The sequence below is a fragment of the Pseudomonas fluorescens genome (assembly GCF_004683905.1).
GTDB lineage: Bacteria > Pseudomonadota > Gammaproteobacteria > Pseudomonadales > Pseudomonadaceae > Aquipseudomonas > Aquipseudomonas putida_A.
Genome location: NZ_CP038438.1, coordinates 525,732 through 545,822 on the forward strand (window position 1 = coordinate 525,732; position 20,091 = coordinate 545,822).

13 protein-coding genes are annotated in these 20,091 nt (G+C 61.3%); 9 read left to right on the top strand and 4 right to left on the bottom strand.

All coding sequences use genetic code 11. The features are described from left to right. Positions 1-102: 102 nt before the first annotated feature. The 4 genes from E4T63_RS02365 to aceE all read right to left on the bottom strand — a co-directional run bounded on the left by E4T63_RS02365 (position 103) and on the right by aceE (position 9,348). On the bottom strand, positions 103-2,799 hold the full coding sequence (locus E4T63_RS02365) for a putative bifunctional diguanylate cyclase/phosphodiesterase (RefSeq protein ID WP_047600764.1): 2,697 nt from the start codon (positions 2,797-2,799) through the stop codon (positions 103-105). Positions 2,800-3,052: 253 nt separating this feature from the next. Continuing rightward, a complete protein-coding gene (locus E4T63_RS02370) occupies positions 3,053-4,450 on the bottom strand; it encodes an alkaline phosphatase D family protein (RefSeq protein ID WP_135294809.1) in 1,398 nt (465 codons plus the stop codon). A gap of 279 nt (positions 4,451-4,729) precedes the next feature. Further along, on the bottom strand, positions 4,730-6,691 hold the full coding sequence (gene aceF / locus E4T63_RS02375) for a dihydrolipoyllysine-residue acetyltransferase (protein ID WP_135294810.1): 1,962 nt from the start codon (positions 6,689-6,691) through the stop codon (positions 4,730-4,732). An 11-nt stretch (positions 6,692-6,702) separates the two neighbouring features. Beyond that, positions 6,703-9,348, bottom strand: coding sequence for a pyruvate dehydrogenase (acetyl-transferring), homodimeric type (aceE, locus tag E4T63_RS02380; protein ID WP_003220999.1), 2,646 nt, complete (start codon positions 9,346-9,348; stop codon positions 6,703-6,705). 262 nt (positions 9,349-9,610) lie between these two features. Here aceE and E4T63_RS28790 point away from each other — a divergent pair, with 262 nt between their 5' ends. From E4T63_RS28790 to E4T63_RS02420, 9 genes are all read left to right on the top strand, one after another. Continuing rightward, positions 9,611-9,736 carry a hypothetical protein gene (locus E4T63_RS28790; protein WP_256198919.1) on the top strand — a complete coding sequence of 42 codons (126 nt, stop codon included), beginning with the start codon at positions 9,611-9,613 and terminating at the stop codon, positions 9,734-9,736. Next, positions 9,733-12,672 (top strand): bifunctional [glutamate--ammonia ligase]-adenylyl-L-tyrosine phosphorylase/[glutamate--ammonia-ligase] adenylyltransferase, encoded by a 2,940-nt coding sequence (gene glnE, locus E4T63_RS02385; protein ID WP_135294811.1) that lies wholly within the window; start codon positions 9,733-9,735, stop codon positions 12,670-12,672. The genes E4T63_RS28790 and glnE overlap by 4 nt, the downstream gene beginning before the upstream one ends. A 306-nt stretch (positions 12,673-12,978) precedes the next feature. Beyond that, complete coding sequence (waaF, locus tag E4T63_RS02390) at positions 12,979-14,013, top strand: lipopolysaccharide heptosyltransferase II (RefSeq protein WP_098966885.1); 1,035 nt, start codon at positions 12,979-12,981, stop codon at positions 14,011-14,013. Between the two features lies 1 nt (position 14,014). Beyond that, positions 14,015-15,076: a lipopolysaccharide heptosyltransferase I gene (waaC, locus tag E4T63_RS02395; protein WP_098966886.1), complete on the top strand. Its 1,062-nt coding sequence runs from the start codon at positions 14,015-14,017 to the stop codon at positions 15,074-15,076. Beyond that, entirely contained in the window at positions 15,076-16,197 is a 1,122-nt protein-coding gene (locus E4T63_RS02400; RefSeq protein ID WP_135294812.1) for a glycosyltransferase family 4 protein, read from the top strand. Before waaC ends, E4T63_RS02400 begins: the two co-directional genes overlap by 1 nt. Beyond that, on the top strand, positions 16,198-17,004 hold the full coding sequence (gene rfaP, locus E4T63_RS02405) for a lipopolysaccharide core heptose(I) kinase RfaP (RefSeq protein WP_135294813.1): 807 nt from the start codon (positions 16,198-16,200) through the stop codon (positions 17,002-17,004). Then, positions 17,004-17,738: a lipopolysaccharide kinase InaA family protein gene (locus E4T63_RS02410; protein WP_097087069.1), complete on the top strand. Its 735-nt coding sequence runs from the start codon at positions 17,004-17,006 to the stop codon at positions 17,736-17,738. The genes rfaP and E4T63_RS02410 overlap by 1 nt, the downstream gene beginning before the upstream one ends. Next, a complete protein-coding gene (locus E4T63_RS02415) occupies positions 17,735-18,487 on the top strand; it encodes a lipopolysaccharide kinase InaA family protein (protein WP_098966891.1) in 753 nt (250 codons plus the stop codon). Before E4T63_RS02410 ends, E4T63_RS02415 begins: the two co-directional genes overlap by 4 nt. Next, entirely contained in the window at positions 18,487-19,938 is a 1,452-nt protein-coding gene (locus E4T63_RS02420; RefSeq protein ID WP_135294814.1) for a lipopolysaccharide kinase InaA family protein, read from the top strand. The genes E4T63_RS02415 and E4T63_RS02420 overlap by 1 nt, the downstream gene beginning before the upstream one ends. Positions 19,939-20,091: the final 153 nt, after the last annotated feature.

Below are 20,091 nucleotides of genomic sequence, written 5' to 3' on the forward strand. Positions count from 1 at the left end.
GCGAATGCGGTGTGTCAGTCGACATCAACATTGCCTGACAAACCGCATTCGCGAGCAAGCCCGCTCCCACAAGGGGAGTTCATCGACAGGGTATCTTTGGGTCTAGAGGCAGAGCGGGCCGCGCGGGTAGCGCTTGAGCGCCTGGATCAGCTCGGCGCCGGGGATCGGCCGGTCGAACAGGTAGCCCTGGCCGACGTCGCAGCGGTGGCGACGCAGGAACGCCAGTTGCTCGGCGGTCTCGATGCCTTCGGCCACGACTTTGAGTTTCAGGTTGTGCGCCATGGCGATTACCGCGGAGGTGATTTCCATGTCGTCCTGGTTGTCGGGGATTTCGTGGATGAAGCTGCGATCGATCTTGATGATGTCGATCGGGAATTTCTTCAGGTAGCTGAGCGACGAGTAACCGGTGCCGAAATCGTCCATGGCCAGGGTCAAGCCCAGGCGCTTGAGCTGGTCGAGTTGCAAGTGGGTGTCTTCGGTGGCTTCCAGCAGCAGGCCTTCGGTCAGCTCCAGTTCGAGCAGATTGGCCGGCAGGGCTTCTTCCTTGAGGATATTGGCGATTGAGGCAACCAGATCCGGGTCGGAGAACTGCTTCGGCGAAAGGTTGATCGCCACTTGCAGGTTACCCAGGCCGGCGGCGGTCAGCGCCTTGCTCATGCGGCAGGCCTGACGCGCAATCCACTTGCCGATCGGGATGATCAGGCCGGTCTCTTCGGCAACGCTGATGAACTGGTCCGGGCGGATCATGCCGCGTTCCGGGTGATTCCAGCGCAGCAGCGCTTCCATGCCCAGCAGGCGACCGCTGCGCAGGCACAGCTTGGGCTGGTAGAACACGTCCAGCTCGTTCTGGGTCAGGGCGCGGCGCAGGTTGTTCTCGACGAACAGCTTGTAACTGGCCTCGGCGTTGAGTGCTTCGGTGAAGACTTGCACCTGATGTTTGCCGTTGGCCTTGGCCTTGTGCAGGGCCAGGCCGGCGTTGCGCATCAGGGTCTGTGGATCGCGGCCGTGCAACGGGGCGCAGGCCAGGCCCACGGAGCCGGTGACGCTGATTAACTGGTTGTCGACGAACATCGGCTTGTCGAGGGTTGCCAGCAATTGGTTGGCAATCTGCTGGCCGGTGGCGAGGTCGGTGTCGTCGAGCAGCACTGCAAATTCGTTACTGGCGAAGCGCGCGAGGCTGCCACTCGGGCTGAGGCTGTTGCGCAGGCGCCTGGCAAGGCTGATCAGCAGTTTGTCACCGGTCTGGTGCCCGAGGCTGTCGTTGATCCGCTTGAAGTTGTCGATGTCCACCAGCAGCAGGCTGATCGGCGTATCGCTGTCGCGGGCGAAGCGTTCGTCCAGATTGCGGATAAACGCCGGGCGGTTGCCGAGGTTGGTCAAGTTGTCGGTGTAGGCCAGACGCTCGATGCGCTGCTGCGCCAGTTTGGTCTGGGTGATGTCTTCGTAGATGCCGATGTAGTGCGTCAGCTCACGGTTGTCGCCATACACCTTGGAGATCGACAACTGGCCCCAGTACGGTTCGAGGTTTTTGCGCCGGCTCTTGAATTCGCCCTGCCAGCTGTTGCTCTTGGCCAGCGCCGAAGGCGCGTCGAACAGCAGCTCGCTGAGGTTTTCCAGCGCCGGCAGTTCCGACAGGCGCTGGCCATGGACTTCCTCGGTGGAGTACTGGGTGATCGCGGTGAAGCTCGGGTTGACGTACTCGACCACGCCGTCGCAATTGACCAGCAGAAAGGCGTTGGCACTTTGCTCGACCGCACGCTGGAACAGGTGCAGGGCGCTGGTGGCGGTGCGGCGGTTGTGGTTGTTGATGACCTGGGCGAACTGGTCGGCCAGCTCACCGGCAAAGGCGATTTCGTCGGACTGCCAGGCGCGGGTCACGCCGGTCTGCTCCAGGCAGAGCACGCCGACCACTTGGCCGTCGACCCGGATGCTGGCGTCGAGCATGGCGTTGACGTCACGCGGGCGCAGGGCTTCGGCCATCTCACGGGTGCGCGGGTCGCGCATCGCATTATGCGCGTCGATGGCGCGGCTGCCGTGCAGCGCTTCCATGTAGTCGGGGAAGCCGCTGATGTCGATCACCTCCGGCAGGATGTATTCCTGCGTTGCGCGGTGATACGCCGAAATCGGCACCAGCAGATTGCCTTCGAGGTTCCACAGGCTGGCGCAGTCGATTTCATAGATATCGCAGGCGCAGCGGGTGATCAGTTCGGCGGCTTCCTGCAGCGAGTTGTGGCTGCTGTAGCGCTGGCGGGCGAGCAGCAGAATCAGATCCTGCTGGGCGCGCACCCGATCAAGGTGCTGCAATTGTTCCTGCTGGGCGCGCTGGTTCAGTTCGAGGGCGATCTGCAGGCGCGAGTTCTGGGTTTCGAGGTCAACGGACGGCAGCGTTGGCGCTTCGTCGAACACGTCATCGACCGCCAGCAAATAACCGCGCAGCAAGTGTCGATTGTGCTGTTTATAGGCTTCGCCCAGTTCGAGGATGCTCAGCACGCCCGCAGCGGTGTGCAGTGTGTAGCGCACCAGATAATGCGGGCTGTCGCGCAGTTGCTGCTGAATGGTGTCGTGCAGTTGATAGCGCGCTTCAGGCTCCATCAGGCTGGCATACGGTGAACCGACCAGTGCACAGAGCTCGACGGCCGGCTGGCCGAACTGGCGTTCGCAATTGGGGTCGAGAAACAGCATCGCCCAACTGGCTTCATTCAAGCGCTCGAAACGCAGCATGCCGAGCCGCGAGGGCACAGGCAACTGCGTCACTACCTCGGCCGCCATACGGCTGGCGGCATCGGGTTGGCTCTTCATGAAGGAACTCGCTTGGAAATATGCTGAACGCGCCGGGCTCTCGCCCTCTTTACTGTTGCCTGCGGCAAGGTTGCATCATTGCGGCACCGACTGACAAGAGAGATGAAGGCCAAGTGCTATAAGAATGTGTCGGCCGCTCGGGGCATTTCTCCAGTGGGTGGTTGAAAAGAGCAAAAGATCGCAGCTTGCGGCAACTCCTACAGGGAATACGAAGTCCTACAGGAGCTGCCGCAGGCTGCGATCTTTTCAGAATTCAACGCAATTTAATGCTGATCGATTGCAGCTTCTTGCCATCCCGATCATGGTAATTGATCAAAATCTGATCAGCCTCGACCACCACATGGGCGAAGTTGTCCTCACTGACCACCGCGCTGGTCAATTCATGCCGATAATCGCCCGCCGCCGTGCGCGCCAGCGGTTGATCGAGGATGAACGTCGACGCCTTGGCATAGGGCAACAGCTTGCTGTTGCACAGCGGCGAGGAAACGATGGTGTGGACTTCGAAGTCCGGGTCTTCGCTATGGGTCAGGCGCGAGGTCAGCGAGCCGTGCACGTCGCCCGAGACGAATACGACATTCCTGATCTGTCGGGTGCGAATGGTTTCCAGCAGGCGCAGGCGCTGCGCCGAGAAGGCTTTCCACGCATCGTCGCCGTGCAGTTTGCGATCCGGATAGAACATCACGCTGGTGACCACGAATTTGACCCGTGCCTTGCTGGTGCTCAGCCAGGCAACCAGGGCCTGTTCCTGCTCGCTGTCCAGGATGCGTCGATCATCAGCAGCCAGGTTGCGCCGAGTGCGGCTATCAGTGACAAACCATTCAATATCGCCATCGCTGAACTGATACCAGTAATGCGCCAGTTTTGAATGATCAATCTCGCCATCAACTGTTAGTTCATGCGCCGGACTATGACTGGCTTGATACAACTCATACGCCGCCATTGCATTGCGATATAACTCATGATCGGACTTGCTGGCGTTCGCCGGCCAGTTGTCTTCAATTTCGTGATCGTCGAGGATCATGTAAGTCGAAGTGCCGGACATCAGCCGCTGAATATTCGGTTGCGAGAACGCCGCGCGATATTTATCGAGGATGTCCTTGTATTCGCGATCCGGGGCAATCAGGTTGAGGTCGTCGACATAGATCTGGTCTCCGGTCATCAGGGTGGCGCTGATCGGCGGCTCGGCGCCTTCGATCAACTGATTGATCGAGGCGAATATACGGTCGCCAATTTGGGGCAGGGAAGCGATGCCGGCGGTCATGCGCAGGTAGCGACAGGAGCCGATGATGTAAGCGCGTGGCTGCACGGCGTCGCTGGCGCGGGTGCGAAAGCGGTAGATCTCGCGCGGCCATTGCAAAGGCAATTCGGCGATGCTTTCGACGGTATGCACCGGGCTCATGGGGCTGAACCAGCCCGTCTGGTATTCGTATTCGCAATGGCTCTCCAGGTCATTCAATGAAAAGACCTGGCAAAAATCGCGCAAAGCACTTAAACGGGAAAAAAGGCTATTTGACCATTGATTGCTGTCGCGCTTTCGATAACGCAGGCCGGCAAATGTGGTGGCGTTCTTTTGCAAGTCGCCGCGCATGAAGATGCGTGCGTGATTAGTTGTTGTATGGCCAATAATCGGGCCGACAGTTGGTTTTAACATGTTCGAATCCGTTCGAATTGATACTTGAATAACGGTCAGTGTTTAGCAAGTTATTCGTTTAACTTGTGCCGCCAAGGTTAGTTGTCGGCGGATAAAAAATATCGGCGCGAAGTGGACTGGAGTCGTGGCTTAAGTAGACCGAAGTTGTAGGAATAAAAGCGTTGTGACTTTTCTTCGGGCAAAAAAAGCCCCGTCAAACTGACGGGGTTGAGGTACGAGCGTGTGGCGCTCGAAAACGTGAAACGCAATCGGCCCTCCGTTGCCGGAGGGCCGAACGCTTTACAGCAGGATGGTGCGGATGTCGCCCAGCAGGCTGCCCAGACGCTGGGTGAAGCGTGCAGCAGCAGCGCCGTTGATCACACGGTGATCGTAGGACAGCGACAGTGGCAGCATCAGTTTCGGCTGGAAGGCTTTGCCGTCCCAGACTGGCTGGATGGTTGCCTTGGAAACACCGAGGATCGCCACTTCCGGCGCGTTGACGATCGGCGTGAAGCCGGTGCCGCCAATGTGGCCGAGGCTGGAAATGGTGAAGCAGGCGCCTTGCATCTCGTCCGAAGAGAGCTTCTTGGTGCGGGCTTTTTCAGCCAGCGAAGCAGCTTCTGCGGCCAGTTGCAGCAGGCTCTTCTGGTCGACGTTCTTGATGACCGGTACCAGCAAGCCATCTGGAGTGTCGACCGCGAAACCGATGTTGACGTACTTCTTGCGAATGATCGCCTTGCCGCTTGGCGCCAGCGAACTGTTGAAGTCCGGCAGCTCCTTGAGCAGGTGCGCGCAGGTCTTGAGCAGCAGCGGCAGGATGGTCAGCTTGACGCCGGCCTTCTCGGCGACGGCTTTTTGCGCAACACGGAAGGCTTCCAGCTCGGTGATATCCGCCGAGTCGAATTGCGTCACGTGCGGCACGTTCAGCCAGCTGCGGTGCAGGTTGGCGGCGCCGACCTGCATCAGGCGGGTCATCGGCACTTCTTCGATTTCACCGAAGCGGCTGAAATCCACGACCGGGATCGGCGGGATGCCCGCGCCACCGGTTGCGCCGCCAGCGGCCGGTGCTTCCTTGGCTTTCTGCATCATCGCCTTGACGTAAACCTGCACGTCTTCCTTGAGGATGCGACCGTGCGGACCGCTGGCGCCAACGGCGCTCAGCTCGACGCCGAACTCGCGGGCCAGTTGACGCACGGCCGGGCCGGCGTGAACTTTGGCACCAGGCTTGGCCGGAGCAGCAACCGGAGCGGCAGCAGCAGGTGCAGCGGCAGCCGGAGCAGCAGCGGCCGGTGCCGGAGCGCTTGGCGCAGCGGCGGCAGCTGGAGCCGGGGCAGCAGCAGGGGCTGCGCCTTTGACTTTCAGCTTGAGGATCAGGTCGCCGGTGCCGACTTCGTCGTCCAGCTTGATGGAAATGCTTTCCACCACGCCAGCGGCAGGCGATGGGATTTCCATGCTTGCCTTGTCGGATTCGAGGGTGATCAGCGACTGGTCGGCTTCAACGCTGTCACCAGCCTTGACCAGGACTTCGATGATCTTGGCCTTGCCGGCCGAACCAATGTCCGGAACGTGGATGTCCTGAACGCTGTCGGCAACCGGAGCAGCCGGGGCGGCAGCCGGAGCAGGCGCAGCAGCAGCGGCTGGCGCAGCGGCCTGAGCCGGAGCGGCCGCAGCAGGGGCCGCAGCACCCGCCACTTCCAGATCCAGAATCAGGTCGCCCGTGCCGACTTCGTCGTTGAGCTTGACGCTGATGGCCTTGACCACGCCCGCGGCAGGCGACGGGATTTCCATGCTCGCCTTGTCGGATTCCAGGGTGATCAAAGATTGATCAGCCTCGACGGTGTCGCCGACCTTGACCTGGATCTCGATGATCTGCGCCTTGCCCGACGAACCGATGTCCGGCACGTGCACTTGCTGCACCGAAGCGGCAGCAGGGGCAGCGGCTGGCGCCGCAGCAGCAGGAGCGGCAGCCGGTTTGGCTTCAGCTTTTGCAGCCGGTGCAGCAGCAGGTGCAGGGGCCGCTTGCGCGGCGCCCTCGACTTCCAGCTCAAGCAGTTCGTCGCCTTCTTTCAGACGGTCGCCCAGCTTGACTTTCAGGCTTTTGATGACGCCGGCTTTCGGGGCCGGCACTTCCATGCTGGCCTTGTCCGATTCCAGGGTCAGGATGCTCTGGTCGGCTTCGATACGGTCGCCGACCTTCACAAACAGTTCAATTACTTCACCTTCACCGCTGCCGATGTCAGGTACGCGAATGAGTTCGCTCACAAAATGTCTCCTCAGCAGTCCAGTGGGTTGCGTTTTTCCGGGTCGATGCCGAACTTGACGATGGCCTCGGCCACCACTTTAGGTTCGATATCACCACGGTCAGCCAGTGCTTCCAGGGCTGCCAACACCACGAAATGACGGTCGACTTCGAAGAAATGACGCAGTTTCTTGCGGCTGTCGCTGCGGCCGAAACCGTCGGTGCCCAGGACTTTGAATTCCTTGGACGGTACCCACTGACGGATCTGCTCGGCGAACAGCTTCATGTAGTCGGTAGAAGCGATGACCGGACCTTTACGGCCGCTCAGGCACTCTTCAACGTAGCTCTGCTTAGGCTTCTGGCCAGGCTTCAGACGGTTGCTGCGCTCTACGGCCAGGCCGTCGCGACGCAGTTCGTTGAAGCTGGTAACGCTCCATACGTCAGCGCCGATGTTGAACTCTTCACGCAGGATCTTCGCCGCTTCACGCACTTCACGCAGGATGGTGCCGGAGCCCATCAGTTGTACGTGATGCGCCGCATCGCGGGTGTCTTCTTCGAGCAGGTACATGCCTTTCTTGATGCCTTCTTCGGCACCGGCCGGCATGGCTGGCTGCTGGTACGACTCGTTCATCACGGTGATGTAGTAGAAGATGTCCTGTTGCTCTTCGGTCATCTTCTTCATGCCGTCCTGAATGATCACCGCCAGCTCGTAGCCGTAGGTCGGATCGTAGGTGCGGCAGTTCGGGATGGTCGCGGCCAGCAGGTGGCTGTGACCGTCTTCGTGCTGCAGACCTTCACCGTTCAGGGTGGTACGGCCGGCGGTGCCGCCGATCAGGAAGCCACGGGTACGGCTGTCGCCGGCGGCCCAGGCCAGGTCACCGATACGCTGGAAGCCGAACATCGAGTAGAAGATGTAGAACGGCAGCATCGGCTGGTTGTGGCTGGAGTACGAAGTACCGGCGGCGATGAAGGAACTCATGGCGCCTGCTTCGTTGATGCCTTCTTCAAGGATCTGACCTTTCTGGTCTTCCTTGTAGAACATCACCTGGTCTTTATCGACTGGCTCGTAGAGCTGGCCGACGGAGGAGTAGATGCCCAACTGACGGAACATGCCTTCCATACCGAAGGTACGGGCTTCGTCCGGGATGATCGGGACGATGCGCGGGCCGATTTCCTTGTCCTTGACCAGTTGCGCGAGGATCCGCACGAAGGCCATGGTGGTGGAAATTTCACGGTCGCCCGAACCATCGAGGATGGCTTTCAGGGTGTCCAGGTCCGGGGTCGGTACGCTGAAGCTCTGCGCGCGGCGCTGCGGTACGAAACCGCCCAGTGCGGCACGGCGCTCGCTCAGGTAGCGGGCTTCGGCGCTGTTTGGCTCTGGCTTGAAGAACGGCAGGTTCTCCAGCTCTTCGTCCTTGACCGGGATGTCGAAGCGGTCGCGGAACAACTTCAGGCTGTCGACGTCGACTTTCTTGGTGTTGTGCGCAGTGTTTTTCGCTTCGCCGGCACCGGTGCCATAACCCTTGATGGTCTTGGCGAGGATGACGGTTGGTTGTTCTTTGTGGTTGACCGCTTCGTGGTACGCCGCATAGACCTTGTACGGGTCGTGGCCGCCACGGTTGAGTTTCCAGATCTCGTCGTCGGACAGGTCGGCAACCATCGCCTTGAGTTCAGGCGTGTTGAAGAAGTGCTCGCGAACGAACGCGCCGTCTTTGGCTTTGTAGTTCTGGTACTCGCCGTCGATGACTTCGTCCATGCGACGTTGCAGGATGCCGTCGACGTCTTTGGCCAGCAGTGGGTCCCAGAAACGGCCCCAGATGACTTTGGTCACGTTCCACTGTGCACCGCGGAACACGCCTTCGAGTTCCTGGATGATCTTGCCGTTGCCGCGAACCGGGCCGTCGAGGCGCTGCAGGTTGCAGTTGATGACGAAGATCAGGTTGTCCAGCTTCTCGCGGCCGGCCAGGGAGATCGCACCGAGGGATTCCGGCTCGTCGCACTCGCCGTCGCCCAGGAAGCACCAGACTTTCTGTTTGCCCGGCTGGATGAAACCGCGGTGTTCCAGGTACTTCATGAAGCGAGCCTGGTAGATCGCCTGGATCGGACCCAGACCCATGGATACGGTCGGGAACTGCCAGAAGTCAGGCATCAGCCAAGGGTGCGGGTAGGACGACAGGCCCTGACCGTCGACTTCCTGGCGGAAGTTGTTCATCTGGTCTTCGGTGATGCGGCCTTCCATGAACGCACGGGCGTAAACGCCTGGTGAGGTGTGGCCCTGGAAGTAGATCAGGTCGCCGCCGTGTTCGTCGGTCGGGGCCTGGAAGAAGTAGTTGAAGCCGATGTCATACAGGGTCGCGCTGGAGGCGAAGCTGGAGATGTGACCACCCAGGTCAGAATCTTTCAGGTTCGTACGCATTACCATGGCCATCGCGTTCCAGCGCACCAGCGAGCGAATGCGGCGTTCCATGAACAGGTCGCCAGGCATGCGTGCTTCGTGGGTTACCGGGATGGTGTTGCGGTAAGGCGTGGTGATGGCGTAAGGGAGTTGCGAACCGCTGCGGGTCGCCAGTTCACCCATACGGGTCATCAGATAGTGAGCACGGTCTTCGCCTTCTTTGTCGAGAACCGATTCCAGGGCGTCCAGCCATTCCTGGGTTTCGACGGGATCGAGGTCTTGCATGGCTTGCTCCAGGGCGGAAAGGCTTCCAGAATCGGTTGCCTGAGTTTGCGACTGGCCTTGTGGGCAGACGATTTAAAATTCTTGGATTGCCGACAGGTTGTTCCGGCGGCGTGTAGTTTTACTACAAATCTTTGAGCATTTCAGCCTTTCGCCTGTATAGACGAGTAGTAAAACTACAGAGGAAAGGCTTGTGGCCTCCGACTGCGTTGTGAGAATAATCGTTAAGGTTGGTCGATTACCATCCGAAAAAGGTGAAAGTTTGATGCTGGATGCCAAAGAAGAAGAAATTTCAGCTATTTCTAACTTTTGTTCGACAGTCCTTCGCGTAGCGGGTTTTCATCAAACACTACAAGCGGCCATTTACACGCCGATCAAGGATAGACCATGACCCTGCCCGTGCTCGCTGAACTCCCCGCCATTCTCCTGCCGTTGGTCACTCGATCCGAGCAGTCGTTCCGTACGGCCGTCGCCGCGCTGGAAGACGATCACGGCTTCTCCAACTGGACCCCGGAACGCTGGGCGCAATTCGCCCGCGTCAGTGCCGCCAGCGATTTCGTCATTGAACAGAGCGTTCGTGACCCTTTGATGTTGTTGTCACTGGTGCAGTCCGGCGAACTCGACCGGCCGTTCGCACCGGGTGAATTGTGCTCGCAGATAGCTGCCGCCGTGAACACCGCGCAAAGCGAAGACGAACTCGGGCGCGTCCTGCGCCGCCAGCGTGCCCGCCATCAAGTGCGGATCATCTGGCGTGACCTGAACCGCCAGGCTGATCTGGTACAGACCTGCCGCGACCTGTCGGACATGGCCGACGCCACCATCGATCAAGCCTACCAATGGCTGTACAGCCGCCATTGCCAGCAGTTCGGTACGCCGACCGGTCGGCGCAGCGGTCTGCCGCAGCAGATGGTCATCCTCGGCATGGGCAAGCTCGGCGCGGTCGAGCTGAACCTGTCGTCGGACATCGACCTGATCTTCGCTTACCCCGAGGGCGGCGAAACCGTCGGCGTGAAACGCGCGCTGGATAATCAGGAATTCTTCATCCGTCTCGGCCAGCGCCTGATCAAGGCCCTCGACCCGATGACGGTCGACGGTTTCGTGTTCCGCGTCGACATGCGCCTGCGCCCGTACGGTTCGTCCGGCGCGCTGGTGCTGAGCTTCAATGCACTCGAGCAGTATTACCAGGATCAGGGCCGCGACTGGGAACGCTACGCGATGATCAAGGCGCGGGTGGTGGCCGGCGATCAGACGGCCGGCGCGCAGTTGCTCGATATGCTGCGGCCGTTCGTCTACCGGCGTTATCTGGACTTCTCGGCGATCGAAGCGCTGCGCACCATGAAGCAGTTGATCCAGCAGGAAGTGCGGCGCAAGGGCATGGCCGACAACATCAAGCTCGGCTCTGGCGGGATCCGCGAGGTCGAGTTCATCGCCCAGGCCTTTCAGTTGATCCACGGCGGGCGCGACCTGAGCCTGCAACAGCGTCCTCTATTAAAGGTGCTGAGCACGCTGGAAGGGCAGGGTTACTTGCCGCCGGCGGTGATCGGCGAACTGCGCGAAGGCTATGAATTCCTGCGCTACACCGAGCACGCGATCCAGGCGATTGCCGACCGCCAGACCCAGATGTTGCCGGACGGCGCTCAGGATCAGGCGCGGATCGCGTTCATGCTTGGTTTCGCCGATTGGCTGGCCTTCCACGAAAAGCTGATGTTCTGGCGTGGTCGGGTGGCCTGGCACTTTGCGCAGGTGATCGCCGATCCCGATGAAGAAGAGGGCGCCGACTGCGAAGTGGTGGTGGGCGGTGAGTGGTTGCCGCTGTGGGAAGAGGCGCAGGATGAAGAGGCCGCTTGCCGGCAGCTCGAAGAGGGCGGCTTCGCCGATGCGACCAAGGCCCTGAAAGCGCTGGCGAGCCTGCGTGGCAGTCCGCAATTGCGCGCGATGCAGCGGCTGGGTCGCGAGCGTCTTGATGCGTTTATCCCGCGCCTGCTGGCCCAGGCGGTGGAGCATGACAACCCGGATCTGGTGCTGGAGCGGGTGCTACCGCTGGTCGAAGCGGTCGCCCGACGTTCGGCCTATCTGGTGTTGCTCACGGAAAACCCCGGTGCCCTGCGACGCTTGCTCACCCTGTGCGCGGCCAGTCCGTGGATCGCCGAGCAGATCACCCGTTTCCCGCTGCTGCTCGACGAGTTGCTCAATGAAGGCCGGCTGTTCAAGCCGCCACTGGCGCCGGAACTCGCCGCCGAGCTGCGCGAGCGGCTGACGCGGATCCCCGAGGACGACCTCGAACAGCAGATGGAAGCCCTGCGCCACTTCAAACTGGCGCACCGCTTACGCGTCGCCGCCTCGGAAATCGCTGGCAGTCTGCCGTTGATGAAAGTCAGTGATTACCTGACCTGGCTCGCCGAAGCGATTCTCGAGCAAGTGCTGGCGCTGGCCTGGCGCCAGACGGTGGCCAAGTACGGCACGCCGCTGCGCACCGATGGCAGTTTGTGCGATCCCGGCTTCATCATTGTCGGTTATGGCAAAGTCGGCGGGCTGGAACTGGGGCATGGTTCGGACCTGGACCTGGTGTTCATCCATGACGGCGATCCGCAGGCGGAAACCGACGGGCCGAAGCCGATCGATGGCGCGCAGTTCTTCACCCGGCTGGGGCAGCGGATCATTCACTTGCTGACGGCGCAGACCAACTCCGGCCAGCTGTATGAAGTGGACATGCGTTTGCGCCCGTCCGGCGCGTCGGGGCTGTTGGTCAGCTCGCTCGGGGCGTTTGAGCGCTATCAGGAAAATGAAGCCTGGACCTGGGAGCATCAGGCCCTGGTGCGGGCGCGGGTGCTGGTCGGCAGTCAGGATGTCGGCCAGGCCTTCGAGAAAGTCCGCGCGCAGGTTTTGGGCAAGGCGCGGGATCTGGCGAAGCTGCAACAGGAAGTCAGCGAGATGCGCGCCAAGATGCGCGATAACCTCGGCAGCAAGAGCACGGCGGCCGGTACCGCGGCAAGTGCCTTCGAGGCCACGGCGCCGTTCGACCTCAAGCAGGACGCCGGAGGTATCGTCGATATTGAATTTATGGTGCAATACGCGGCCCTGGCGTGGTCGCAAAGCCACCCGCCATTGCTGCGCTGGACCGATAACATCCGCATTCTGGAAGAGCTGGAACACGAAGGGCTGATGCCTGCCGAAGATGCCAGCCTGCTGCGCGAGGCCTATAAAGCCTACCGCTCCGCCGCCCACCGACAGGCCTTGCAGAAGGACGCCGGGGTGATTGCAGGCGACCAGTTTGTCGAGGAGCGCCGGCAGGTATTGCGGATCTGGAAAGAGTTGGGGCTAAGCTGAAACCGGATATTTGAAGCACCGATTACCTTGTGGGAGCGAGCTTGCTCGCGAAGACGGAGTGTCAGATGACACCGATGTCGGATGTGATGGCCCCTTCGCGAGCAAGCTCGCTCCCACAGTGGATTTACAGTGTCTGTAGATCTGAAGTAAGGCGAACAAACCATGTGGGAGCGAGCCTGCTCGCGATAGCGGAGTGACAGTCGACAGTCATGTTGAAGGTAATGACCCATCGCAAGCAGCGCCGCTCCCTCAGTGATTCTCGAGGCGGGGAGGCATTGGCCTCCCCGGTTCGTTTATGGAAACCACATGAATATTCTGATCGTTGGGCCCAGTTGGGTCGGTGACATGGTGATGGCGCAGACACTGTTTCAGTGTCTCAAGCAGCGCCACCCGCAATGCGAAATCGACGTGCTGGCCCCCGAGTGGAGCCGGCCGATCCTTGAGCGCATGCCTGAAGTGCGCAAGGCCTTGAGCTTTCCGCTCGGCCATGGCGCGCTGGAACTGGCGACGCGTCGGCGGATCGGCAAATCCCTGGCCGGCCAGTACGATCAGGCCATCCTGCTGCCGAACTCGCTGAAATCGGCGCTGGTGCCGTTTTTCGCCGGCATCAAGCAACGCACCGGCTGGCGTGGCGAATTCCGCTACGGCCTGCTCAATGACGTGCGCACGCTGGATAAAGAACGTTATCCGCTGATGATCGAGCGCTTCATGGCGCTGGCTTACGAGCCGAACGCCGAGCTGCCAAAGCCTTATCCGCGTCCGAGCCTGCAAATCGATCCGGTGACCCGCGAAGCGGCGCTGGCCAAGTTCGGCCTGACTCTGGACCGTCCGGTGTTGGCCCTGTGTCCCGGCGCCGAGTTCGGCGAATCCAAGCGCTGGCCGTCCGAGCACTACGCCAAGGTCGCCGAAGCGCGGATTCGCGAAGGCTGGCAGGTGTGGCTGTTCGGCTCGAAAAACGACCACGCGGTAGGCGAAGACATTCGCGCACGGCTGATTCCCGGCCTGCGTGAAGAATCGGTCAACCTCAGCGGCGGCACCTCGCTGGCCGAAGCCATCGACCTGCTGTCGTGCGCCGATTCGGTGGTGTCCAACGACTCTGGTCTGATGCACGTCGCCGCTGCGCTGAATCGCCCGTTGGTGGCGGTGTATGGCTCGACCTCGCCGGGCTTCACGCCGCCGTTGGCCGAACACGTCGAAGTCGTGCGTCTGGGCCTCGATTGCAGCCCGTGCTTCGACCGTACCTGCCGGTTCGGCCATTACAACTGCCTGCGCCAGCTGATGCCGGACGCGGTCAACGATGCCTTGCAGAAACTGCAGGGCTCCGTGGTCGAGGTTCATTAAGTTGCGGGTATTGCTGATCAAGACTTCATCGCTGGGCGACGTGATTCACGCGTTGCCGGCGCTGACCGACGCGGCCCGGGCCATCCCCGGGATCAAGTTCGACTGGGTGGTGGAAGAAGGCTTCGCCGAGATCCCGACCTGGCACCCGGCCGTCGGCAAGGTGATTCCCGTGGCGATCCGCCGCTGGCGCAAGAACCTCTGGCAGACCATCAAGAGCGGCGATTGGAAGCGCTTCAAGCAAAGCGTGCGCGCCAGCCAATACGATCTGGTGATCGACGCTCAGGGCCTGCTGAAAAGCGCCTGGCTGACGCGCTACGTCAAAGCCCCGGTGGCCGGCCTCGACAAAGGCTCGGCGCGCGAGCCGATCGCTGCACGTTTCTATGACCGCAAACTGGCGGTGGCCCGTGGGCAGCATGCGGTCGAACGGGTGCGTCAGCTGTTCGCCATCGCCCTCGGTTATGACCTGCCCAAAGGGTTGGGCGACTACGGCCTCAACGTCGAGCGTCTGGTGGAATTGCCGCGCAAGAGCGCGTTCGTGGTGTTCCTGCACGGCACCACATGGGACACCAAGCACTGGCCGGAAGCCTACTGGCGCGAGCTGACCGAACGCGTCGGCTATCTGGGCGTCGGGGTCAAACTGCCGTGGGGCAACCCGCTGGAGAAGGCCCGTGCCGAACGGATTGCCGCCGGTTTCAAACACGCCGAAGTGTTGCCGAAGCTGAATCTGGCCGGGGTCGGCAAAGTGCTGGCCGGCGCCCAGGCTTGCGTCGCGGTGGACACCGGTCTCGGTCACCTCGCAGCCGCGCTGGACGTGCCGACGATTTCCCTGTTCGGCCCGACCAACCCGGGCCTGACTGGCGCCTACGGCAAGGTGCAGATTCACATGGCCAGTGATTTCCCCTGCGCCCCTTGCCTGCAAAAGAAATGCACTTACCAACCGACCGTGCAGGATGCCCGTCAGTTTGACCTGAAACGCGAGCAGCCGCTGTGCTTCACGCGTCTGAATCCCGAGCGTGTCGCCAGCCGACTGAGCACGTTGTTAATGGCTGAGGAGCTGCGCTGATGCAATTGGCTTTTGTTCTGTACAAATATTTCCCGTTCGGTGGCTTGCAGCGCGACTTCATGCGCATCGCCCTCGAATGCCAGAAGCGCGGCCATCAGATCCGTGTCTATACGCTGATCTGGGAAGGCGACGTGCCGCCCGGTTTCGAAGTGCTGGTGGCGCCGGTCAAGGCGTTCTTCAATCATCGGCGCAACGAGAAACTCACGGCGTGGATGGAAGCGGATCTGGCCAAGCGTCCGGTGGACCGCTTGATCGGCTTCAACAAGATGCCGGGGCTGGACGTCTACTACGCCGCCGACGGCTGCTTCGAAGACAAGGCGCAGAACCTGCGCCATTCGCTGTACCGCCGCTGGGGCCGCTACCGGCACTTCGCCGAGTACGAGCGCGCGGTGTTCGCCAAAGACGCGAAAACCGAAGTGCTGATGATTTCCGAAGTGCAGCAGCCGCTGTTCATCAAGCACTACGACACGCCGCTGGAGCGCTTCCACCTGCTGCCGCCGGGTATCGCCCAGGATCGTCGCCGGCCGGCGGATGCCGACCAGATTCGCGCCGGTTTCCGCGCCGAATTCAGCCTCAAGGACGACGAACTGCTGCTGGTGCAGATCGGTTCCGGGTTCAAGACCAAGGGCGTCGATCGCAGCCTCAAGGCGCTGGCTGCACTGCCCGCCGAGCTGAAGAAGCGCACCCGGCTGTTTGTAATCGGCCAGGATGACCCCAAATTGTTCCAGATGCAGAGTACGACTTTGGGCCTTGGCGACAACGTGACCTTCCTCAAGGGTCGCAGCGATATCCCGCGGTTCCTGCTTGGCGCCGACCTGTTGATCCACCCGGCGTACAACGAAAACACCGGCACCGTATTGCTCGAAGCGCTGGTCGCCGGGTTGCCGGTGCTGGTCAGCGCGGTCTGCGGTTACGCCCATTACATTGCCGAGGCGGACGCCGGGCGAGTGCTGGACGAGCCGTTCGATCAGGCGCAACTGACGCAGTACCTGACTGACATGTTGAATGACGACGCTGCACGCGCGGCCTGGAGCCGCAATGGTCTGGCTTTCGCCGAGACGGCCGACCTCTACAGCATGCCGCAGCACGCGGCCGATGTGATTCTGGCGGAGCACGCTTAAATGAAGTTGATGCTGGCTGAACCGTTCAAGAGCCTTTGGGCCGGGCGCGACCCGTTCGCCGAAGTCGAAGGCTTGCAGGGCGAGGTCTACCGCGAGCTGGAAGCTCGACGGACTCTGCGCACGGAAGTCGACGGCAACGGATTTTTCGTCAAGATCCACCGGGGCATCGGCTGGGGCGAGATCTTCAAGAATCTGCTGACCGCCAAGCTGCCGGTGCTCGGCGCGGGTCAGGAGTGGATGGCGATCCAGCGTCTGCAGGAAGTCGGCGTGCCGACCATGACCGCCGTGGCTTACGGCGAGAAGGGCAGCAACCCGGCGGATCAGCATTCGTTCATCGTCACCGAAGAGCTGGCACCGACCATCAGCCTCGAAGACTTCAGCATCGATTGGGTCAAGAACCCGCCGCAGCCGAAACTCAAGCGCGCGCTGATTGCTGAAGTGGCGCGCATGACCGGCATGATGCACCGCGCCGGGGTCAACCATCGCGACTGCTACATCTGCCACTTTCTGTTGCACACCGACAAACCGATCACTCCCGAAGATTTCAAACTCTCGGTGATCGACCTGCACCGCGCCCAAACCCGCCCAAGAATTACTCAACGCTGGCGCAACAAGGATCTGGCCGCGCTGTATTTCTCGGCACTGGACATCGGCCTGACCCGACGCGACAAGCTGCGTTTCCTCAAAGGCTACTTTCAGCAGCCGCTACGGCAGATCCTCGCCGAAGAAGCGCCGTTGCTGAGCTGGCTCGAAGGCAAGGCCAACAAGCTTTATGCGCGCAAACAGCGTTACGGGGATGCGCTCTGATGGCGGGTTGGACGCTTGAACCGCAATACAGCGAACTGGCCGAAGATTTCGGCAGCCTCGAAGCGGTGTTTGCCCTGCAGGGCGAACGTCTGACCCGTGATCCGCTGTCCGAAGTCATTCGCGTGCAGCGCAACGGCGTGAATTACTACGTCAAACGCTACGTCGGCGCCGGTAAAGGCTTGCGCCGTTACCTGGGTAAGCCACGGGTGAAGATGGAGTGGCAGAACCTCAAACGCTTCGCCAAATGGGGCATTCCCACCGCCGAAGTGGTGGCCTGGGGTCTGGAGCGACGTGGCGCGGCCTATGCCCGTGGGGCGATGATCACCCGCGAGCTGCCGCGCACCGAAGACCTGTCGGCGCTGGCCGAACGCAACGATCCGAAACTCAAGGATCGCCTGTGGGTCGATGGCATCAGCCGGCAGTTGGCCGGCTACACCCGAACCATGCACGACCACCGCTTTACCCATAACGATCTGAAGTGGCGCAATCTGCTGATCGACGATCAGGCGCAGCTGTTTCTGATCGACTGCCCGAACGGCGATTTCTGGCGCGGCTTCTGGCTCAAATACCGGATCACCAAGGATCTGGCCTGTCTCGACAAGGTGGCCAAGTATCACCTGTCGAACACCCAGCGCCTGCGGTTCTACCTGCAATACCGCGGACGTGATCGGCTGAATGCCGCCGACAAGAAACGGATTCGCCACGTGGTGAGATTTTTCGAGGGACGCGAATGACTGATTTCCTGGCCGCTGAAGACCGGGCGCTGCTTGAGCGTCATGGCCTCGGCACTTTCGACGCGCTCTGGGCCAAACAGCTCGAAGCCGTGGACGAACCGAACACCGATGGCGGTGGCTGGAGCAGCGTGTTTCGCCTGGAGCTGGAAGGGCAGGCCTACTACCTCAAGCGCCAGAGCAACTACCTGACCCGCACCCTGCATGCGCCGTTCGGCGAGCCGAGTTTCGCCCGCGAGTTTCGCAACATCAGCCGCTACAACAAGTTGGGGATCCCGGCGCTGCAAGCGGCGTTCTTCGGTGAGCGCAAGGTCAAGGGCGATGTCCGGGCGATCCTGCTGACCCGTGCCCTCGACGGCTGGGATGATCTCGACTCGTTGCTGCAACGCTGGTCCGAGCTGAGCACCGCGCAGCAATCGGCCATTCTCAAAGCCTGTGGACAGCTGGCGCGCCGGCTGCACGGCGTGCGTCAGGTGCACGGCTGCTTTTATCCGAAACACATCTTTTTGCAGGCTGATGGCGACGCCTATCGGGCGCAACTGATCGACCTGGAAAAGACCCGGCCCCTGCTGTTCGGCATGCGCGACCGGGTCAAGGATCTGGAGCCGCTGCTGCGTCGCGCCCCGGAATGGAGCGAGGCGCAATTACGCGAATTGCTCGCGGCCTATCTCGATCAGCCAGTCGACAGTTCGCTGGTCGACAGCTGGGTGACGCGCCTGACTGCACGGCGCAGTCGCAAGGAGACCCGTTGATGCGCTTGTCCGAACTGAAAAACGCCGGACGTGCGCCGAGTCTGCCGCTGACGATCAGCCTCGCTGATGCGGCAGGCCCAGCGGATCTGCAACTGCTGAATCTGCTGCGGGTGTTGCCCGGGCAGCGCTATGTCGGTGCCGGGGTCTGGCGCGGGCGGCCGGTGCTGGCCAAATTACTGGTGGGCAGCAAGGCTGCGCGGCATTTTCAGCGCGAACTGGCGGGCGTCAAGTTGCTCGCCGAACAAGGTCTGACCACGCCGCTGTTGTTGGCTGATGGCCTGAAGGATGGCGAGGGCGGCTGGCTGCTGTTCGAGTTCCTCGAAGGTGCTGAAAGCCTCGGTGATGCCTGGCAGAAAGTCGAATCACTGCCGGTGCTGGCGGACGAGCAATCGGCGGTACTCGCCGAGGCGCTGGGCGCGATTGGCCAACTGCATGGCAAAGGACTGTGGCAGGAAGATCTGCACCTCGACAACCTGCTGCGCCAGGGCGGTCAGTTGTACCTGATCGATGGCGCCGGGATCTGCGCCGAGACCGCTGGCCAGCCGTTGTCGCGGCAGAAAGTGCTGGAAAACCTCGGGGTGTTTTTCGCCCAGTTGCCCAAGTCTCTTGAGCCGTTCACCGAAGAATTGCTGGTGTATTACCTGCTGAGCAACAGTGAGCACGCGTTGCCGCTGGAAGCGTTGCAGAAGCAGATCGCCAAGGTACGCGCCTGGCGCCTGAAGGATTACCTGATCAAGGTGGGCCGCGAGTGCACATTGTTCAGTGTGCAGCGCGGTGCGTTCGCCTTGCGGGCGATCCGTCGCGAGGAAGAAGCGGCGATGCTCCCGGTGCTGGATCAGGCCGATGCGCTGCTCGATCAGGGCCATCTGTACAAGACCGGCGGCGCGGCGAGCGTCGGCAAGGTCGAAGTGGCCGGGCGTACGCTGGTGATCAAGCGCTACAACATCAAAGGCTTTGCGCACTGGCTCAAGCGCTTCTGGCGCCCGAGCCGCGCGTGGCATTCGTGGCGTGAAGGCAATCGCCTGGCGTTCCTCGGCATCGCCACGCCGAAACCGCTGGCGGTGCTGGAAAAGCGTTTTTTATGGTTGCGCAGCCGTGCTTATCTGGTGACCGAGTTCCTGCCGGGGCCGGACATCATCGAGCGCTTTGCGCCGTATGTGGAAAGCGGTGCGGCGCCGGAATCCGAGTTGCAGGCGCTGGATCGACTGTTCGCACGGTTGATTGCCGAGCGCATCAGCCATGGCGACTTCAAGGGTCATAACCTGTTCTGGCAGGAAGATCGCTGGGCACTGATCGATCTGGATTCGATGTGTCAGCACAGTTCTGTCGGAAGTTTCGCGCCGGCCTACGCGCGAGATCGGGCACGGTTCATGCGCAACTGGCCCGAGAGCAGCGCGCTGTATCAGGTGATCGATCAGCGATTGCCCAAGGACATCTCCAGCGCGGCCTGAGCCGCCTTCGCCAGCAAGCTCACTCCCACATGGGATAGCATTCCCCTGTAGGAGTGAGCCTGCTCGCAACAGGGCTTTAAAGCCCCAGAAAACTCCCGTTGAGCAATAGCGGACAAACACCACTGACTTGTCCTACAGCTTCTCCAGAAGCCA

Excerpts from the sequence above, each read along its gene's own strand:
- E4T63_RS02365 (WP_047600764.1), bottom strand. The coding sequence starts at position 2,799 with ATGAAGAGCCAACCCGATGCCGCCAGCCGTATGGCGGCCGAGGTAGTG.
- E4T63_RS02370 (WP_135294809.1), bottom strand. The coding sequence starts at position 4,450 with ATGTTAAAACCAACTGTCGGCCCGATTATTGGCCATACAACAACTAAT.
- aceE (WP_003220999.1), bottom strand. The coding sequence starts at position 9,348 with ATGCAAGACCTCGATCCCGTCGAAACCCAGGAATGGCTGGACGCCCTG.
- E4T63_RS28790 (WP_256198919.1), top strand. The coding sequence starts at position 9,611 with ATGCTGGATGCCAAAGAAGAAGAAATTTCAGCTATTTCTAACTTTTGT.
- glnE (WP_135294811.1), top strand. The coding sequence starts at position 9,733 with ATGACCCTGCCCGTGCTCGCTGAACTCCCCGCCATTCTCCTGCCGTTG.
- waaF (WP_098966885.1), top strand. The coding sequence starts at position 12,979 with ATGAATATTCTGATCGTTGGGCCCAGTTGGGTCGGTGACATGGTGATG.
- E4T63_RS02400 (WP_135294812.1), top strand. The coding sequence starts at position 15,076 with ATGCAATTGGCTTTTGTTCTGTACAAATATTTCCCGTTCGGTGGCTTG.
- rfaP (WP_135294813.1), top strand. The coding sequence starts at position 16,198 with ATGAAGTTGATGCTGGCTGAACCGTTCAAGAGCCTTTGGGCCGGGCGC.
- E4T63_RS02410 (WP_097087069.1), top strand. The coding sequence starts at position 17,004 with ATGGCGGGTTGGACGCTTGAACCGCAATACAGCGAACTGGCCGAAGAT.
- E4T63_RS02415 (WP_098966891.1), top strand. The coding sequence starts at position 17,735 with ATGACTGATTTCCTGGCCGCTGAAGACCGGGCGCTGCTTGAGCGTCAT.
- E4T63_RS02420 (WP_135294814.1), top strand. The coding sequence starts at position 18,487 with ATGCGCTTGTCCGAACTGAAAAACGCCGGACGTGCGCCGAGTCTGCCG.